The 15,765-nt window shown below is 70.8% G+C and carries 17 protein-coding genes; 10 read left to right on the top strand and 7 right to left on the bottom strand.

The window, feature by feature from the left end; translation table 11 throughout:
* Window positions 1–78 precede the first annotated feature (78 nt).
* From OHB01_RS08905 to OHB01_RS08875, 7 genes are all read left to right on the top strand, one after another.
* Entirely contained in the window at window positions 79–786 is a 708-nt protein-coding gene (locus OHB01_RS08905) for a GntR family transcriptional regulator (protein WP_205830910.1), read from the top strand.
* A 185-nt stretch (window positions 787–971) separates the two neighbouring features.
* A complete protein-coding gene (locus tag OHB01_RS08900) occupies window positions 972–2,000 on the top strand; it encodes an SIS domain-containing protein (protein WP_328708833.1) in 1,029 nt (342 codons plus the stop codon).
* A complete protein-coding gene (locus OHB01_RS08895) occupies window positions 1,997–2,896 on the top strand; it encodes an N-acetylglucosamine kinase (RefSeq protein WP_328855207.1) in 900 nt (299 codons plus the stop codon). The genes OHB01_RS08900 and OHB01_RS08895 overlap by 4 nt, the downstream gene beginning before the upstream one ends.
* A 21-nt stretch (window positions 2,897–2,917) precedes the next feature.
* A complete protein-coding gene (locus tag OHB01_RS08890; RefSeq protein ID WP_142650808.1) occupies window positions 2,918–3,835 on the top strand; it encodes an alcohol dehydrogenase catalytic domain-containing protein in 918 nt (305 codons plus the stop codon).
* A gap of 201 nt (window positions 3,836–4,036) precedes the next feature.
* Window positions 4,037–4,555: a hypothetical protein gene (locus OHB01_RS08885; protein ID WP_328708835.1), complete on the top strand. Its 519-nt coding sequence runs from the start codon at window positions 4,037–4,039 to the stop codon at window positions 4,553–4,555.
* Window positions 4,548–5,585, top strand: coding sequence for a hypothetical protein (locus tag OHB01_RS08880; RefSeq protein ID WP_328855206.1), 1,038 nt, complete (start codon window positions 4,548–4,550; stop codon window positions 5,583–5,585). The genes OHB01_RS08885 and OHB01_RS08880 overlap by 8 nt, the downstream gene beginning before the upstream one ends.
* Window positions 5,586–6,149 (top strand): hypothetical protein, encoded by a 564-nt coding sequence (locus tag OHB01_RS08875; RefSeq protein ID WP_328708837.1) that lies wholly within the window; start codon window positions 5,586–5,588, stop codon window positions 6,147–6,149.
* A 225-nt stretch (window positions 6,150–6,374) separates the two neighbouring features.
* Here the strand turns inward: OHB01_RS08875 and OHB01_RS08870 are convergent, their stop codons facing one another.
* From OHB01_RS08870 to OHB01_RS08860, 3 genes are read right to left on the bottom strand one after another with little or no spacing between them, the layout of a single operon-like run.
* Window positions 6,375–7,802 (bottom strand): mannitol dehydrogenase family protein, encoded by a 1,428-nt coding sequence (locus tag OHB01_RS08870; protein WP_147943836.1) that lies wholly within the window; start codon window positions 7,800–7,802, stop codon window positions 6,375–6,377.
* Window positions 7,799–9,010 (bottom strand): D-mannonate dehydratase ManD, encoded by a 1,212-nt coding sequence (manD, locus tag OHB01_RS08865; RefSeq protein ID WP_328855205.1) that lies wholly within the window; start codon window positions 9,008–9,010, stop codon window positions 7,799–7,801. The genes OHB01_RS08870 and manD overlap by 4 nt, the downstream gene beginning before the upstream one ends.
* Window positions 9,011–9,024: 14 nt before the next feature.
* On the bottom strand, window positions 9,025–10,365 hold the full coding sequence (locus OHB01_RS08860) for an MFS transporter (protein ID WP_142651682.1): 1,341 nt from the start codon (window positions 10,363–10,365) through the stop codon (window positions 9,025–9,027).
* Between the two features lie 101 nt (window positions 10,366–10,466).
* Here OHB01_RS08860 and OHB01_RS08855 point away from each other — a divergent pair, with 101 nt between their 5' ends.
* Both OHB01_RS08855 and OHB01_RS08850 read left to right on the top strand, forming a co-directional pair.
* Window positions 10,467–11,219, top strand: a complete 753-nt coding sequence (locus tag OHB01_RS08855; protein WP_142651681.1) for a GntR family transcriptional regulator — start codon at window positions 10,467–10,469, stop codon at window positions 11,217–11,219.
* A 93-nt stretch (window positions 11,220–11,312) separates the two neighbouring features.
* Window positions 11,313–12,320: a sugar kinase gene (locus OHB01_RS08850; RefSeq protein WP_328855204.1), complete on the top strand. Its 1,008-nt coding sequence runs from the start codon at window positions 11,313–11,315 to the stop codon at window positions 12,318–12,320.
* A gap of 186 nt (window positions 12,321–12,506) precedes the next feature.
* Here OHB01_RS08850 and OHB01_RS08845 read toward each other — a convergent pair whose 3' ends face one another.
* The 4 genes from OHB01_RS08845 to OHB01_RS08830 form a co-directional block, all read right to left on the bottom strand.
* Window positions 12,507–12,938, bottom strand: a complete 432-nt coding sequence (locus OHB01_RS08845) for a DMT family transporter (protein ID WP_142651680.1) — start codon at window positions 12,936–12,938, stop codon at window positions 12,507–12,509.
* Between the two features lie 47 nt (window positions 12,939–12,985).
* Complete coding sequence (locus OHB01_RS08840) at window positions 12,986–13,306, bottom strand: DMT family transporter (RefSeq protein WP_142651679.1); 321 nt, start codon at window positions 13,304–13,306, stop codon at window positions 12,986–12,988.
* A gap of 199 nt (window positions 13,307–13,505) precedes the next feature.
* Window positions 13,506–14,162, bottom strand: a complete 657-nt coding sequence (locus OHB01_RS08835) for a DsbA family oxidoreductase (protein ID WP_147943845.1) — start codon at window positions 14,160–14,162, stop codon at window positions 13,506–13,508.
* A gap of 2 nt (window positions 14,163–14,164) precedes the next feature.
* Window positions 14,165–14,647, bottom strand: coding sequence for a nucleoside deaminase (locus OHB01_RS08830; RefSeq protein WP_142651678.1), 483 nt, complete (start codon window positions 14,645–14,647; stop codon window positions 14,165–14,167).
* 226 nt (window positions 14,648–14,873) lie between these two features.
* Here OHB01_RS08830 and OHB01_RS08825 point away from each other — a divergent pair, with 226 nt between their 5' ends.
* Complete coding sequence (locus OHB01_RS08825; RefSeq protein WP_142651677.1) at window positions 14,874–15,320, top strand: MarR family winged helix-turn-helix transcriptional regulator; 447 nt, start codon at window positions 14,874–14,876, stop codon at window positions 15,318–15,320.
* Window positions 15,321–15,765: the final 445 nt, after the last annotated feature.

Here is a 15,765-nt window from a genome sequence, read left to right as displayed (position 1 = left end):
GGACGAAAGGACGTGGACCGGGTGAATAGGGTGTCTCAGGCGAGTCTCATCGCTTCGGACAGCCCTGAACCGCTGTGGGTGCAAGCGGCCGAACTCATCGAGCGCCGGGTGCGCGAGGGGGCCCTTGCCAGCGGACGGCGCCTGCCCGCCGAGCGTGAGCTGTGCAACCAGATGGGCATCAGCCGGGTGACGCTCCGGCGCGCGCTCCAGCACCTGGTCGAGCAGGGCGTGCTCCGCTCGTCCCACGGGCGAGGCTGGTACGTCGCCGGCCGGCCCGACCGCGACTGGCCCAACTCGCTGGAGTCGTTCACCGAGACGGCCAGGCGGAAGGCGCTGACCGCGACCTCCCGGGTGATCCGCGCCGAGGTCAAGGAGGCGTCGCTCGACGAGGCCGACCAGTTCGGCGTGGCGGCGGGCACGCGGCTCTTCGTGCTCGAACGCGTGCGCATGCTGGACGGCGTCCCCGTCGGCGTCGACTCCTCACGCGTCGTGCTGAACGTCGCGCCGCGGCTCCCGGAGACCGACTTCACCAAGGCGTCGCTGATCGAGGAGCTCACCGCCGGGGGAGCCGAGCCGGTCGTCGCCCAGTCGGTCATCGAGGCCAAGGGCTGCCCCGAGGGGATCGCCGAGCACCTCGACCTCACCCCCGGTGATCCCGTCCTGGTGATGCACCAGTCGATGGTCGACGCCGTCGGACGGGTCGTCCTGGTCTCGGCCATCACCTATCGGGGCGACCGCTACCGCCTGCGCACCTCCTTCGTACGAGGGGGAACGAGCCCCGCCTGACGGGCCTGTTTCTCCACGTGGGACGCGCGTCGTGCGGTCCCACGGCTTCGTGCTGTCCGAACTCCTGACCAATACCAGTTGTCCGTACGGCATCATTTGGTATGCAGTGGTATTTGATTTGAAGCGTCTGGTCTAGGCTTGTGTCGCGGTTGGCTCGCCTATGTGTGTTGAAGGGAACTGACGGAATGCCGGGAGAACGGATCCCCTATGTCGACGGCCGTACGGCCCAGCCGGCGGCGCTGGAGCGGGTCGCGGCGCGGGTCGCGGCCCAGCTCCGGGACGGCCGTGACGTGTTCGCGGGCCGCTCCCGCCCGGTCTTCGTCGGCATGGGAGCCAGCTACGCCGCGCTCGCCCTGCCGCTGCGGATGCTCGCCGACGGCGCGGTGCCGGCCCGCCAGGAGCTGGCCAGCGAGATCGGCTCCGGCGTCGCGCTCGCGGAGGCCGACATCGTGATCGGCGTCTCGCAGTCGGGCCGCAGCCCGGAGACCGTCGACGCGCTGGCCATGGTGCCGCGGGAGCGGCGGGCGGCCGTGGTCAACGTCGTGCCCTCCCGGCTCGGCGACACGGCGGCGCACCCTGTCGATCTCGGCAACGAGCCCGACAGCTATGCCTCGACCATCGGCTACACCGGCACGTTGATCGCCCTGGCGATGATCGCCCGCACCATCCTCGGCACGTCCCCGGCCGAGGTCGCCGCGGAGTGGAACGGCATCGCCGACGTCCTCACCCGCCACGAGCACGCGCTCGCGCCGGTGGTGGACGAGGTGGCGGGCCGCGCCGGGCGGGTGGTCGCCGCCGACATCGTCGCGTCGGGAGCCTCCCGCTCCGCCTCCGAGTCGGGGGCACTGCTGCTCCGCGAGGTGTGCCGGGTGCCCGCCTCCGCCCTGGTCACCCGCAACTACCTGCACGGGGAGATGGAGTCGGCGGGGCAGACCCTGCACGTCGTCATCGGCGACGGCCGGGAGCTGGAGATCGCGCGCAGCCTCGCCGGAGCCCGCCACCTCACGCTCTGCGTCACCTCGGCCGAGGTCGACCCCGGCGACCACCTGCACGTGGTGCGCATCCCCGAGGGCGTGTCGATGCCGGTCCGCACGGTCCTGGAGACCGCCGTACTGCAACGGCTCGCGGGATCCCTCGCCATGGTGCGCGGCGTGGCGATCGAGGACTTCGTCTTCGACAACACCGACACCAAGATCGAGGAGCCCATCGGATGAGCCCGGTGGTGGCCGGCGTGGACGTGGGGGGCACCAAGACCCGCGTCCGGCTCGCCGACGCGTCGAGCGGCGAGGTGCTCACCGACCTGACGGTGCCCAGCACCGGCTGGCAGACGGCCTGCCTTCCCCAGGCGGCGGCCTGGTTGTCGGAGCGGCTCCACCCGCTGCTCCGGCAGGGCCCGGAGGTACGCCATGTCGTCGTGGGCGCGCACGGCTGCGAGACCCCCGACCAGTTCGAACGGCTCGCCCACGAGCTCGTCCGGGTGCTCGAAACGCCGGTGACCGTGGTCAACGACGCCGAACTGCTCGTCCCGGCCGCGGGCCTGGCCGGGGGGATCGGCGTCATCTCCGGCACGGGCGCCATCGCCGTCGGCAGGCACCGCGACACGGGCGCGTACCTGTCCGCGGGCGGCTGGGGATGGGTGCTCGGCGACGAGGGATCGGGCTCCGCGCTCGTCCGCGACGCGGCCCGCGCGGTGCTCGCCCGCGCCGACGAGGGCGCGCCCGGCGACGGGCTCGATGTCGCCCTCCTGCGCGCCTTCGGCGTCGGCGGCCTGCCCGAGCTGGCGGCGGCGATGAGCTGGAACGGAGGAGTCGAGACCTGGGGCGCCCACGCCCCGGTCGTCTTCGCGGCCGCGGATGCCGGGTCGGCGACCGCCGACGCCGTCATCACGGCGGGCGGCCGGTCACTGGCCCGTCTCGTGTCCTGCCTGGCCGGGCGGGGCGCCGACCTCCGGGCCGTGGTCGTGGCGGGTGGTGTCATCGCCAACCAGCCCCGCCTGATGCGGGCGTTCGAGGAGGAGCTGAGGTCCCTGCTCCCGGCGGTCACGGCCACCCTGCTCCAGGCCCCGCCCGTGGTCGGAGCCGTCGAGCTGGCCGGCCGCGGCCTGAGCTGATCCGGATCGGAAGAGGAGAACATGCGGTTTTCACAGGTCGTCGCCCCGGGCCGGTCGGAGGTCGTCGAGGTCCCTGACGCGCCTGTCCGCCCGGGAGAGGTCCGCGTACGCACGCTCGCGTCGGGGATCTGCGTCTCCGAGCTGCCGGCCTGGGCGGAGCACGACGACGCCGCGCCGCGCCGGCTCGGGCACGAGCTGAGCGGCGAGATCGTGGAGCTGGGCCCGGGCGTCCATGGATGGTCGAGGGGAGACCGCGTCACCGGCTTCGCGTCTCCCGCGTTCGCCGACACGGTGAACGTCGACGCCAGGGAGCTGCTGCCCGCCCCGTCCAACGTGCCGAGCCGGGCCGTGCTCGGCGAGCCGCTGGCCTGCGTGGTCGAGGCGCTGTCGAGGTGCGGCCTGCGGCCGGGGCAGCGCGTGGCGGTCGTGGGGCTCGGGTTCATGGGCCTGGGCGCCCTGCAGGTCGCCGCCGACCGCGCGCCCGCCCGTCTCGCCGGCGTCGACCCGGCGCCTTTGGCCCGCGAGCTCGCGGCCGAGTTGGGCGCGAGCGACGTGCACACCCCCGAGGAGGCAGGCGAGAGCCTGCGCGGCACGTTCGACGTGGTCGTCGAGTTCTCCGGCAAGGCCGCCGGGCTCAAGCTCGCGGGCGACCTCGTGACCACGCACGGCACGCTCTGCGTCGCCGGCTACCACCACGACGGCCCGCGTGAGCTGGACATCGAGCTGTGGTATCGCGGCGTGACCATCGTCAACGGCTTCACCGGGCAGCGGTGGCGCCTCATGGCCGCCATGGCCGAGGGGCTGCGCATGATGGCGGACCGGCGCCTGACCTTCGAGCCGCTGATCACCCACACCGTCTCACTGGAGGACCTCGACACGGGGTTCGGATACTTCCTCGACCGCCCGGACGGCTTCGTCAAGTGCGTCGTCACCCCGTGACCTGTCCGGTCTCCTGATTCGGCCTCCTGATTCGGCCTCCTGATTCGGCCACGGTCAAGCTTTCGCCGGGGCGGGGTCGGCGACCCGTATCCACACGTGCGTCCTGTCCGGGGGAACCGCCCTCCGCTTCTATCGTGCCCTGAAGTGATCTTTTTGTGCTGCCGCCCATGCTCTGGGCGTTGACATATTCGGGGGACGAGCATGCGACTAAGGCCGCTCGCGTTGGTGTCGGGTATCGCGCTCGGGTCGGTGGTGCTGACCGCGCCGGCCGCCGACGCCGCGGACACGACGGTGACCTTCACGGTCACGTCGGGCGCGTTGACGATCACGGCCCCCGCCGGTCCGGTGAGCCTGGGCAGCGCCGCGGCGGGCGGCACGGTCAGCGGGCCGATCGGCGCGGTCACGGTGACCGACGCCCGAGGCGGTGTGCCCACCTCGGACTGGACGGCGCGGGTGTCGTCCACGGCCTTCGCAGGTCCGAGTGACACGGTCCCGGCCTCCGCGGCCACCTACACGCCGGGCCCCGGCACGTTGATCACCGGCAACGGGACGCTGACGCCTGGCCCGGGCGGGACCCTGGACGTGCAGCGGGTCGCGATGACCTACACCGGCGGCACGGGCAACAGCCAGGCGACCTGGAATCCGACCATCTCAGTGAACATTCCGCTGTCGGTGGGCCTTGGCACCTACTCGGGCACGGTGACGCACTCTGTTGCCTGACCGGCTCATCGGCTGGGTCGCGGGCGTCCTGCTCGCCGTGTCGAACGCGGGCACGGCAGGCGCGGCGCTCGCGGCCGTCCCGGGCCCCACCGCCGTGGCAGCCGCGGCGGCCACGACGGATCGGGGAGACCCCGGCGAAGGGCTGGGCATCCGGCTGGTCGACGCACCCCTCGCCCGCCGCGACGACCCGCGCGCGCTCAAGGGCGTGGTCGACCATCTCGATCCCGGCACCACCATCAGGCGGCGGATCGAGGTGTCCAACACCAGCGGGCACCGGATGCGCGTCTCGCTCTATCCGGCGGCGGCCGACATCCGGGGCCACGCCTTCGTCTTCGCGCCCGACCGCACCCCGAACGAGCTGTCGAGCTGGACCACCGTCACGCCTGCGGAGATCGACCTCGCTCCCGGACAGGTCCGCCGGGCCTGGTTCACCACGCGCGTGCCGTCCGACGCCTGGAAGGGCGAGCGGTACGGCGTGATCTGGGCGCAGACCACCGCCGAGCCGGACCGGACGCACAACATCGGCCTGGCCAGCCGGGTCGGCATCCGGATGTACCTCGACATCGGCCCGGGCGGCGAGCCGCCGTCCGCGATGGACGTCGACCGTCTCACCCCGGAACGGGACGCCACCGGCCGCCCGGTCCTGTCCGCGCAGGTGCACAACACCGGCGGACGGGCCCTGGACCTGTCCGGCTCGCTGTCGCTGTCGGACGGGCCGGGCGGGCTGCGCGCCGGACCCTACCCGGCGCAGCTGGGCGTCACGCTGCGTCCGGGCGAGACCGGACGGCTGGCCGTCGTCATGGACCCACGGCTCCCCGAGGGGCCCTGGAAGGTCGACATGCTAGTGCAGAGCGGCCTGGTCAAACGCGAGGTCTCCGCGACCGTCGTCTTCCCCAAGGCCGGGATCGGCCGGCCCGTCACACCGTCCGGCATGTCGCGGCTGATCATCCCGTCGATCGTCGTCGCGCTTGGTCTCGTGGGTGCCGGCGTCGTGGTCTGGCGTCGTCGCCGCGAACCCCGAAGGGCATAAATGCACAGACGTATCAACCCCCTCGCCATCGCGATCGCCCTGGCCGCCACCCTGGCCGCCGCCCTGGCCGCCGCTGTGCCCGCCCCCTCGGCGTCCGCGGCCGTCGCGCCGGCCACCTACGTCCTGGCCAGGGCGGGAGAGCTGACCATCACCGCTCCCGTCGCGGTGTCGCTCGGCAGCGGGCCGCCCGGGAGCCAGCGCACCGTGCAGATGGGCACGGTGACGGTGACCGACCACCGCGACCCCGGCGCGGGCGCGTGGACGGCCACCGTCTCCTCGACCGACTACACCCGCACCACCGCGCCGGTGGTCACCATCGGCCGCGCCAACATGAGCTACTGGTCCGGCCCGGCCACGGCGACCCAAGGCGGCGGAACCTTCATCCCCGGCCAGCCGACCGCCGCGAGCAGGGTCACCCTCGCCGTCCAGCGAACGGCGTTCTCCCACACCGCCGTGGCGGGGGTCAACGGAGCCAGCTGGATTCCCACCCTGGTGCTGTCGATCCCCTTCTCCGGTGTGACCACCGGTGTCTACACCGGCGTCATCACCCACTCCGTGGCATGATCACGCGGCGAAGAGGCCACTTATGACGCTCATGCAACCGTCGTCCTGATTACAACTCGTGTATCCAGGTCACGGGCACGGCCGGCCCGGGGCCGACCTCAACGCCGAGGCGTGAGGAGATCGAGAACGACGGAGCATCCCCGCGCGGGGATGGGCCGCGGATCACGATCCGGAAGCCGGAGTCGTGGAGGCGCGCCAGGATGGCGGCGAGACGGAGCCGTCTACCTACGGAACAGACCCGAGCCGCGGCGGGTCGGCCAGGTGCGCGGCGACGGCGGCGGTGAGGGAGTCGTCCTCGGCGAGGTCGTCGGCGCCGATGACCGACAGCAGGGCTCGTACGGCGTCGGCGCCCCGCCGGTCGGCCCACGCCTGGCTCAGCCGCGCCGCGGCGGGGTCGTCGGGCTCGCCGTCACGGGTGTGCCTGGCCCACGCGGCCAGCGCGAGCTCCAGCATCGGCGTCTGCGCGCCCGCCGCGCGTAGCTCGCGCAGCGGGGCCAGCCAGCGCTCGGGCACCTTGAGCGAGCCGTCGGCGGCGATCTGGCGCAGCCTGTGCCGCATGGCGTGGTTGGCGAAGCGCTCGATCAGGGCGTCGGTGTACGCCTCGGCGGAAAGGCCGCCGGTCAGCGTCGCCGCCACCTCGGCCGTGTAGGCGCGTACGACCGGCTCGCCCCACGGCGTGTCCATGACGTCGGCCACGGTCTCGCACCCCGCGGCCAGCCCCAGGTATGCCATGAGCGAGTGGGCGCCGTTCAGCAGCCGCAGCTTCATCATCTGGTACGGGCGGACGTCGGGCACGAAGGTGACGCCGGCGGCCTCCCAGCGGGGCCGGTCGGAGGCGAAGGCGTCCTGGACGATCCATTGGCTGAACGGCTCGCCCACCACCGCCCCCTCGTCCCGCAGGCCCAGCGCCAGCGCGGCCGTACGGAGGTCGGCGTCGGTGGTGGCGGGCACGATGCGGTCCACGACGGTCGAGGGGAAGGCGACCGTGGAGTCGATCCAGTCGAGCAGGCGATCGCGCTCCGGCCAGCCGCTCGCGGCGGCGTATTCGCGGACGAGCCGCCCGGTGATCTCGCCGTTGCCGACCATGTTGTCGCACGACACGACGGAGATGGGAGCCCCCACCCGCATCCGCGCACGCAGTCCGGCGACGAGCTGTCCTACCACGGTGGCCGGCGTGGGCGCCCCCGCCAGGTCGGCTCGCACCAGCGGATCGCCGACGGCGAGGCCACCGGTCGCAGGATCCCACCGATAACCCTTCTCCGTCACCGTGATCGTGACCACGGCCACGTCGGGGCTGGCCAGCAACGCCGCCAGCCGGTGCCCGTCGTCGACCGCGTGCAGCACCTCGACGACGGACCCGACGACCTGGACGGCGGGTCCGCCGGGCTCCCGCCGCGCCAGGGAGTAGAGGCCGTCCTGCGGGCGAAGCCGGTCCACGACCGTACGGCTGCGCTGGGTGACGCCCGCGATGCCCCAGCCGCCACCATGCGCGGCCTCGGCCGCCTCGGTGTAGACGGCCTGGTGGGCCCTGTGGAAGGCGCCGATGCCGAGGTGGACCAGGCGTGGTCGCAGCGAAGCGGGGTCGACCGCGGGGCGCGACGGCTCGGGCACCCGGGACAGCGTGGCTCGGGAGAGCCGGTCGGTGGTGCTCACCAGTCGTGCACCGAACCGTCGGCCCTGCGGCTGACCGGCAGATACTTCGGCTCGTACGGGAAGTGGGCGGCGGCCTCCTCGTCCATCTCCACGCCCAGGCCCGGCGCCGTGGAGGGGTGGAGGGCGCCGTCGCGCAGCTCGTACGTGGGGCGGAACACCTCGTGGGTGACCGGTTCGTGCTCCATGTACTCCTGGACGCCGAAGTTGGGGACGGTCACGTCCAGGTGCACGGCCGCCGCCATGCTGACGGGCGACAGGTCGGTGGCGCCGTGCGAGCCGGTGCGCACCTGGTACAGCTCTGCCAGGTTGAAGATCCGGCGGACGTGGGTGATGCCGCCGGCGTGTACGACGGAGACCCGGATGTAGTCGATGAGCCGCTCCGTAATGAGCTGCTGGCAGTCCCAGATGGAGTTGAAGACCTCCCCGACGGCTATCGGCGTCGTGGTGGCCTGGCGGATCTGACGGAAGGACTCCTGCAGCTCGGCGGGGGTGGGGTCCTCCATCCAGAACAGCCGCAGGTCCTCAAGACGCCGCCCGAGCCGCCCCGCCTCGGTGGGGGTGAGCCGGTGATGCACGTCGTGCAGCAGGTGGAAGTGGAAGCCGAACCGTTCGCGCACCGCCGCGAGGTAGCCGGGGGCGAAGTCCAGATATGCCTCGGTCGACCACATCTGCTCGTCCGGCAGCGAGGCGTTGGCCGGTTCGTACACTCCCCGGCCGTGCCTGACGCCGTAGCTGCCGGGGGTGCCGGGCACGGCGGCCTGGGCGCGGATCGCCTGGTAGCCGAGATCTCTGAAGCGCGCGATGTCGTCCAGCAGTTCGGCGACGTCGCCGCCGCTGGCGTGGCCGTACACCATGGCGCCCTCGCGGGCCTTGCCGCCGAGCAGCTCGTAGAGCGGCAGCCCGGCCACCTTGCCCTTGATGTCCCACAGGGCGGTGTCGACGGCGGCGATGGCGGTCATGGTCACGGGACCGCGGCGCCAGTAGGCGCCCTTGTAGAGGTACTGCCAGGTGTCCTCGATGCGGGCGGGGTCGCGGCCTATCAGCAGCGGCACGACGTGGTCGCGCAGGTAGCCGGCGACGGCCAGCTCGCGGCCGTTGAGGGTGGCGTCTCCCAGGCCGGTCACGCCGTCCGAGGTCGTGATCTTCAACGTCACGAAGTTGCGCCCCGGCGAGGTGACGATGACCCTCGCGTCGGTAATGGTCGCCATATATCCCGCTCCCCTCAGGCGCCCGTGGTCTGGACGGCGCGGGGCTGGTCGGCGTACTCCTTGCCGGCCAGGCGGCCGGGCGCCGTCTCGGGCATGAAGAACAGCGCGATGACGCTGATCAGCACGAGAGCGCCGACGTACACCGCCACCCAGCCGAAGGAGCCGCCACCGGCGATCAGCAGAGCGGCCGCGACCACCGTGAAGGGGCCGGAGGCGATCATCGAGCCGAACTGCCAGACGAGCGAGACGCCGCTGTAGCGGACCGCGGCCGGGAACAGCTCGGGGAAGTAGGACGCCTGCGGCGCATAGGTCCCCGCGTGGCCCAGCGCCAGACCGGCGACGAGGAGCAGCACGATGACGGCCATGTTTCCGGTCTCGATGGCCTTGAACGCGGGCACGATCAGCACCAGGTTCAGCACGGCGGCGGCCAGGTAGACCGGGCGGCGGCCGATCCGATCGGTGAGGCGGCCGATCAGCGGGATCGTGATGAGCTCGCACACGATCGCGATGATGACCGCGTTGAGCACCATGGAGTCGTCCACGCCGTGCTGCTTGCCGTACGAGACGAGGAAGACGGTGTAGAAGGGGAACACCGCGGCCTCGACGAACTTCGTGAACAGCCCGCCGAACACCTCCTTGCGGTGGTTGCGCATCAACAGGGGCAGCGGGGCGCTTTCCGCCTGCTTCTTCCTCCTCGCGGCCTTGAAGACCTCCGACTCGTCGATGCGCAGGCGGACGAACAGGCCGATGACCACGACGACGGCACTGAGCAGGAACGGCACCCGCCAGCCCCACGAGAGGAACGACTCTTCGGAAAGAGAACCGGTCAGCACCGCGAACAGCGCGCTGGGCACCAGGTAGGCGGCGGGGCTGCCGAGCTGCACGAAGCTCGCGTACCAGCCGCGGCGGGCGGGCGGCGCCGCCTCCATGGTGAGCAACACGGCGCCGCCCTGCTCGCCGCCCACCCCGAACCCCTGCACGAGGCGGACGAGCACCAGGATCGCCGTCGCCCACATCCCGATCTGCTGGTACGTGGGCAGCAGGCCGATGGCGAAGGTCCCCAGGCCGGTCAGCAGCAGCGTCGAGACCAGCGCCCGCTTGCGGCCGATCCGGTCACCGATGTGGCCCCAGACCAGGCCCCCGAGCGGCCGGGCGAAGAACCCCACGGCGTACGTCGAGAAGGCCGCCAGCGTCCCGACGGCGGGATCGACCTCGGGGAAGAAGATCTTGTTGAAGGCGAGCGCGGACGCGGTGCCGTAGATGAAGAAGTCGTAATACTCCGCCACGGTTCCGACGACGGACGCTCCGACGGTCCGCCGCAGGTCCCTCGGCGCGACTGCATCTCCATCGTTCATGAACGGCCTCCTCGCAGACGACTCAGATTACGTACTCGTTACGTGGTCGACTACCATACAAGTGCACCAGACACTTTTGTCTAGTGGTAAGAAGGACTCCTATGGCATCGAAGGAAGGACTGCAGGCCGCTCGCGCTCGCGGCAGGAACACCCGCCAGCTCGTGCACGAACTGCTACGGACCCAGATCATCAATCTCGAGCTGGAGCCGGGCGCGGCCCTGTCGGAAAACGACCTCGCCGCTGAGCTGAACGTCAGCAGGACCCCCGTGCGGGAGAGCCTGATCCTGCTGACCGACGAGGGGCTCGTCGATGTCTATCCACAGATGGGCACGTTCGTGGCGCGCATCAAGTTCAGCGACATCGCCTCGGCGCAGTTCATCAGGGAGGCTCTGGAGATGGCCGCGTTGCGCGAGGCGGTGACGCGGGTCACCGACCGCGACGTGGCCGACCTGCGCACCCTGCTCTCCGCACAACGCGACGCGGAAGAGCGCGCGGACACCGAGGCCTTCTTCCAGCTCGACGAGGAGTTCCACGCGCGGCTCATGGCGGTCAGCGGCCACGGCGACGCCTGGCGCGTCGTCGGTCAGGCCAAGGCGCAGCTCGACCGGGCCAGGCGGCTGTCGCTACCGCTCACCCAGCAGCTTCACCTGCTGATCCGCCAGCACACCGACGTGGTCGACCGGCTGGAGGACCGCGACCTGGAGCTCGCCGAGGAGGCGCTGCGGCGGCATCTGCGCCTGGTGCTGAGCGACGTGGAGAAGATCAGGGCCCGGCATCCCGAGCTGTTCAGCGACGACGACGTGCCGGTCCGCCCGCGCCGCGAGACCCGGCGCTCCTCTGCCCAACCCCGATGAGCCCAACCCCAATGAGCCCGGCCCCTCTGAGCCCGGCCCCCCTGAGCCCGGCCCCCCTGAGCCCGTGAATCCACCGCGACGAGAGGAACGCATGTGAGCACCGCAGCGCCGGGGGAGGAACGGCTCCCTCTCGGAGGGCCGTCCATGAGCGAGCGGACCGGGGGGCTCGTCACCGTGGGAGAGACCATGGCCCGGCTCACCGCCGGGCGCGTCGGGCCGTTGCGGCACTCCTCCGACATGGCCGTCGGCATCGGCGGCGCCGAGAGCAACGTGGCGATCGCGGTGCGGCGGCTCGGTGGTTCCGCCACCTGGATCGGCCGCGTGGGGGCGGACGGCTTCGGCGACCTGGTGCTGCGAGAGCTGCGGGCCGAGGGCCTGGAGGTGCGCGGCCTCGTCGACGACCAGGCGCCGACCGGGCTGATGGTGAAGGAACGGCGCACCAGTAGTTCGCTCAGCGTCTGGTACTACCGGGCGGGCAGCGCCGGATCGCGGCTGCGGCCCGCCGATGTGTCCGAGGAGGCCATCGCACGGGCCTCGCTCCTGCATGTCACCGGCATCACCCCCGCACTGTCGGACTCGGCCGCCGATGCCGTACGCCATGCGGTGAGGCTGGCCCGGCACCATGGCCTGATCGTCTCCTTCGACGTCAACTACCGCTCACGGCTGTGGACGCCCGAGCAGGCCGGCAAGGGACTGATCGACATCCTGCGCGACAGCGACGTGGTCTTCGCCGGCGTCGAGGAGGCCGAGCTGTTCGTGTCGGCCACGGACGACCCCCTCGACCTGGCTGCCCGGCTCGCCGATCTCGGCCCCTCCCAGGTGATCGTCAAACTGGGCGCGCGGGGCTGCGCCGCCGTCATCGACGGGCGCCGCCTGACGCGTGCCGCCGTACCGGTGGATGTCCTCGACCCGGTAGGGGCGGGGGACGCCTTCGTCGGCGGCTACTTGGCCGACCTGCTCGCCGGTGAGCCACCAGAGGTCCGGCTGGACACCGCCGTCACCGTCGGCGCGTTCGCCTGTACGGTCTCCGGCGACTGGGAGGGCCTGCCCACCCGGGCCGAGCTCGGTCTCCTCGCCCGCCGGGAGGACGTGACGCGCTGAGCAGGCCCGGAGAGCCGCCAAGCGGTCCTCACTCCTGGCGTTGATCGCGGCGGTTGTCACTGGCACCCCGTTCGAGGCTTGGACCCTGACCATGCTCCCGACCGCAGGCAGTGCCTGGATCAGTGACCCGGCCCGGAGCGACCGCTGTTGTGGACAGTGGTTCGGCGGACGTGGGCTGAATCGCCCTCAGAGTTGCGCGCCGTGGGTCTTCTGCTTGCCGGCGAGGATGCCCTGGGCGTCCTGCGGCCCGGCCGAAGGCTCCCGGCTGTTCTCAGGCCTGTCGGCGAGCTTGAGCCAGACCACTCCGGCGATGATGATGGCCAACCACAGGGCCTTGACCGGGGTGAGGGTCTCGTCGAAGAAGATGGGACCCAGCAGCGCCGCACCGGCCGCCCCGATTCCTGCCCAGACGGCGTAGCCGATACCGACGTCGATGGTGCGCAGCGCGACGCTCAGCGCCCAGAGCGTCAGAAGGAAGAACACGACGGCGACCAGCGACCACTGCAGGCGCGTGAAGCCGTGGCTGCCACCGACGGAGAGCGCGTACCCGATTTCGAACCCTCCGGCGAGGAGGAGCGTGAGCCAGGAGCTGGCCGATGAGCGGCTGTTGTCGGACATGTACGCGATTCCTTTCGCGAGGATGGGGTCAGAGGCTGGCGGGATCTCTAGGCGACACCACTGAGCTGGAGGCCGACGACCCCGATGATGATGACGGCGATGCCCACCGCCTTGCGCCAGGTCAGGCGCTGGCCGAAGAGCAGCACGCCGAGCAGGGTGATGCCGACACCGGCGACGGACGTCCAGATGGCGTAGCCGACGCCCACGTCGAAGGTCAGCAGAGCCTGGCTGAGGAAATAGGTCGCGATGGCACCGCTGAGCAGGGTCGCGATGGTCCACTTGCGGTTCTTGAAGCCTTCGGCCTTTCCGGCCGCGATGGCGACGGTGATCTCGAAGATGGTCGCGATGGCGAGGTAGACCCACTGCATGAGCAGTCCTTTCGTTGATGGGGGCCGGTTGTGAGGCCGGCCGCCATGAGTTCGCCGTTCCATGTGAACGTGGTGGCACGGCAGAGCGCTGGTGCGCCAGGAGGTCGGGCGGAGTCGGGGTGGTCCGGTCGTCGGTGTCACCGTGAGCCGGTCGCACAGTCGGGCGCTGCGAACCCGGCCAGTTGAACGCCGGGTCGTGTCAGCACCCGTCGATGCCGCAGGCGGCGCCTTGGGCGACCGCCTGTTCGGCCTGGGCGTCGAGCACGGCCTTGCGGATCTGGGCTGCGGTGGGGACGCCTTCGATGCGGTGGCGCCCGCCGATGATGATCGTGGGAACGACGGAGATGCGGTGCGCCTCGGCGGTCCGCAGTGCCTCCTGGTGGGTCTCCGTGTACGTCCCGGATTCCAGCGCCTTGATGAAACCGGCCTTGTCGAGGCTCAGTTCTGAGGCGATGTCGGCGAGGACATCCAGTTGACCGATATCCCGGTTCTCCTGGAAGAAGGCCCGCAGCACGCGCGGAGTGTATTCCGCGGCCTTGCCGTGCTCGGCCGCGTACTGGTAGCCCTCGAACGCCAGCCGGGTGTAGGGCTGCGGTGAGACCGTGGGCAGAGTGATGTCCACGCCCATCCGCCGGGCCATGGGATAGACCGATCGTTCCCAGATCGCCGGCAGGTACTCGTCCTCCGGCCGCAACGTCGGGGTCGGGTAGGGCCGCAATTCGTACGGCATCCATTCGACCTCGACGTCGAGGTCGTGGGTGGCCTCGTGCAGTGGCCCCTCGGCCAGCATGCAGAACGGACAGACATAATCCGACCAGACTTTGATACCGACCTTGCTGGTCTCCGTATCGGTCATCTTCACCTCCGGTCCATGGCGAGGAATTCTTCGAACGGCTTGGTCCCCTCGGGGATCTGCAGCGAAGTGACCTTGATCGGCCAGGCCGCCGGGTCCTTGGCGAAGATCGAGTACGACCCCGAGTAGTCGAAGCCGTACCTGGCGGCCGTCTCGCGGTCGGCCGCGTGGACGATGTGGCCGACGTTGAAATACAGCGCAACCATGTAGCACAGCGCGCAGGGCTCTCCGGAGGCGATCAGCGTGGCCCCCGCGGTGGCGTGCAGCCCGTACTTGGCGGCGGCCTCACGCAGCGCGACCACCTCCGCGTGCGCGGTGGGGTCGTTGTCCTCGCGTACCCGGTTGAAGCCCATGCCGAGGACACGACCGTCGTTGACCACCACTCCGGAAAACGGGATGCCGCCCTTGGCGACGTGCTCGCGGCTGATCCGTACCGCCGCACGGACGTATTCGATCAGCTCGCTCTCTGGGATCTCGGTATGGGACATGTTCGCTTCCCGTCTCAGGCCGTTGTCCGGCTCCGCCGGACGGCACCGCCGACGGTGGAGGCCAGGGACCACGGGCGGTCAGAGTCCCCGGCAACCTGCCGAACATTTGCTTGTACGTGCATGTTCGTAGCCTTCATGGGTCCCCCTGCGTGAGTCAAGCGAGTGGGTTAAGCTTGCATGAACATGTATCTTTGTGTCAACGCGCTGCCCGAGATGGAGCTGCTTCATGACCACGATCTCTCAGGCGCCGGCCGCCTCGTCCGACCAGGCCGTGTGGGGGAGGGTCCTCACCCTGCACGCGCAGGTGGAGCGTCAGCTCACCCAGGCCCTGCAGCGCAGGCACGGAATAGGGCTCTCCGAATTCCGTGCCCTGGAGTGTCTCGTCCAGGCCAAGGACGGCGAGCTGCGCATGCAGGAGCTCGCTGACAAGGTCGGGCTCGGGCAGAGCTCGGTGACCCGGCTGGTCGGCCGGCTCTTCTCGGCCGGCTTCGCCGTCCGGGACGTGTGTCCCGACGACAAGCGCGGCGTCTACGCCGTCATCGTCGATGCCGGCAGACAGCGCTACGCCGAGGCGCGTGGCACCTACTCCGAGGTCCTCAGCGCGGCGCTCAACACCGCCGGTGCCACCCCGGAGCTGGGCAGCACGGTCCAGGCGCTGCGCGGCGCGGTCTGAGCGGCATCGTTTCCCCTTTCCGGGTTGAGCCCCCGGACGAATCGCCCGCCGAAAGCCGTCCCCCGGGACGGCTTTCGGCGTTTTCGTGCGTGGGGCGGGCGAAGATGACCGGTTTCGGTCAGCGGGGCGTTTCAGTCGCGCATTGAGGGCGCGCATTGAGGGCGCGCATTGAGGGCTTGCCGGCCGGCGCTCCGGTCTGGTCGCCACACCGAGCCGGAAGGCCCGCACCCGTGAAACCGGTGCGACCTCATCGTGCAGCCCGACCGTAAACATGCGCAGTCAAGTACCTCCGGACGGTTGACGAATCGGATCAAAATACATGCTTGACTATGCATTGATCGAAGGTACAGTTGATCACGGCTCGATCACAGGGTCGTGATGCCGGGTCGTGATGCCGGGTCGGTCGCGCTATGGCCGCAGGCACCGAGAGTTCTTTGGCGACTCG

Source organism: Microbispora hainanensis (genome assembly GCF_036186745.1).
Lineage (GTDB): Bacteria > Actinomycetota > Actinomycetes > Streptosporangiales > Streptosporangiaceae > Microbispora.
Note: the sequence above shows the minus strand (reverse complement) of the source record. Positions and strands in the feature narration are given on the sequence as shown.

What these genes read in the sequence shown, in the direction of transcription:
- OHB01_RS08900 (WP_328708833.1), top strand. Translation starts at nt 972, where the DNA reads ATGCCGGGAGAACGGATCCCCTATGTCGACGGCCGTACGGCCCAGCCG.
- OHB01_RS08895 (WP_328855207.1), top strand. Translation starts at nt 1,997, where the DNA reads ATGAGCCCGGTGGTGGCCGGCGTGGACGTGGGGGGCACCAAGACCCGC.
- OHB01_RS08890 (WP_142650808.1), top strand. Translation starts at nt 2,918, where the DNA reads ATGCGGTTTTCACAGGTCGTCGCCCCGGGCCGGTCGGAGGTCGTCGAG.
- OHB01_RS08885 (WP_328708835.1), top strand. Translation starts at nt 4,037, where the DNA reads ATGCGACTAAGGCCGCTCGCGTTGGTGTCGGGTATCGCGCTCGGGTCG.
- OHB01_RS08875 (WP_328708837.1), top strand. Translation starts at nt 5,586, where the DNA reads ATGCACAGACGTATCAACCCCCTCGCCATCGCGATCGCCCTGGCCGCC.
- manD (WP_328855205.1), bottom strand. Translation starts at nt 9,010, where the DNA reads ATGGCGACCATTACCGACGCGAGGGTCATCGTCACCTCGCCGGGGCGC.
- OHB01_RS08860 (WP_142651682.1), bottom strand. Translation starts at nt 10,365, where the DNA reads ATGAACGATGGAGATGCAGTCGCGCCGAGGGACCTGCGGCGGACCGTC.
- OHB01_RS08855 (WP_142651681.1), top strand. Translation starts at nt 10,467, where the DNA reads ATGGCATCGAAGGAAGGACTGCAGGCCGCTCGCGCTCGCGGCAGGAAC.
- OHB01_RS08845 (WP_142651680.1), bottom strand. Translation starts at nt 12,938, where the DNA reads ATGTCCGACAACAGCCGCTCATCGGCCAGCTCCTGGCTCACGCTCCTC.
- OHB01_RS08840 (WP_142651679.1), bottom strand. Translation starts at nt 13,306, where the DNA reads ATGCAGTGGGTCTACCTCGCCATCGCGACCATCTTCGAGATCACCGTC.
- OHB01_RS08835 (WP_147943845.1), bottom strand. Translation starts at nt 14,162, where the DNA reads ATGACCGATACGGAGACCAGCAAGGTCGGTATCAAAGTCTGGTCGGAT.
- OHB01_RS08830 (WP_142651678.1), bottom strand. Translation starts at nt 14,647, where the DNA reads ATGTCCCATACCGAGATCCCAGAGAGCGAGCTGATCGAATACGTCCGT.
- OHB01_RS08825 (WP_142651677.1), top strand. Translation starts at nt 14,874, where the DNA reads ATGACCACGATCTCTCAGGCGCCGGCCGCCTCGTCCGACCAGGCCGTG.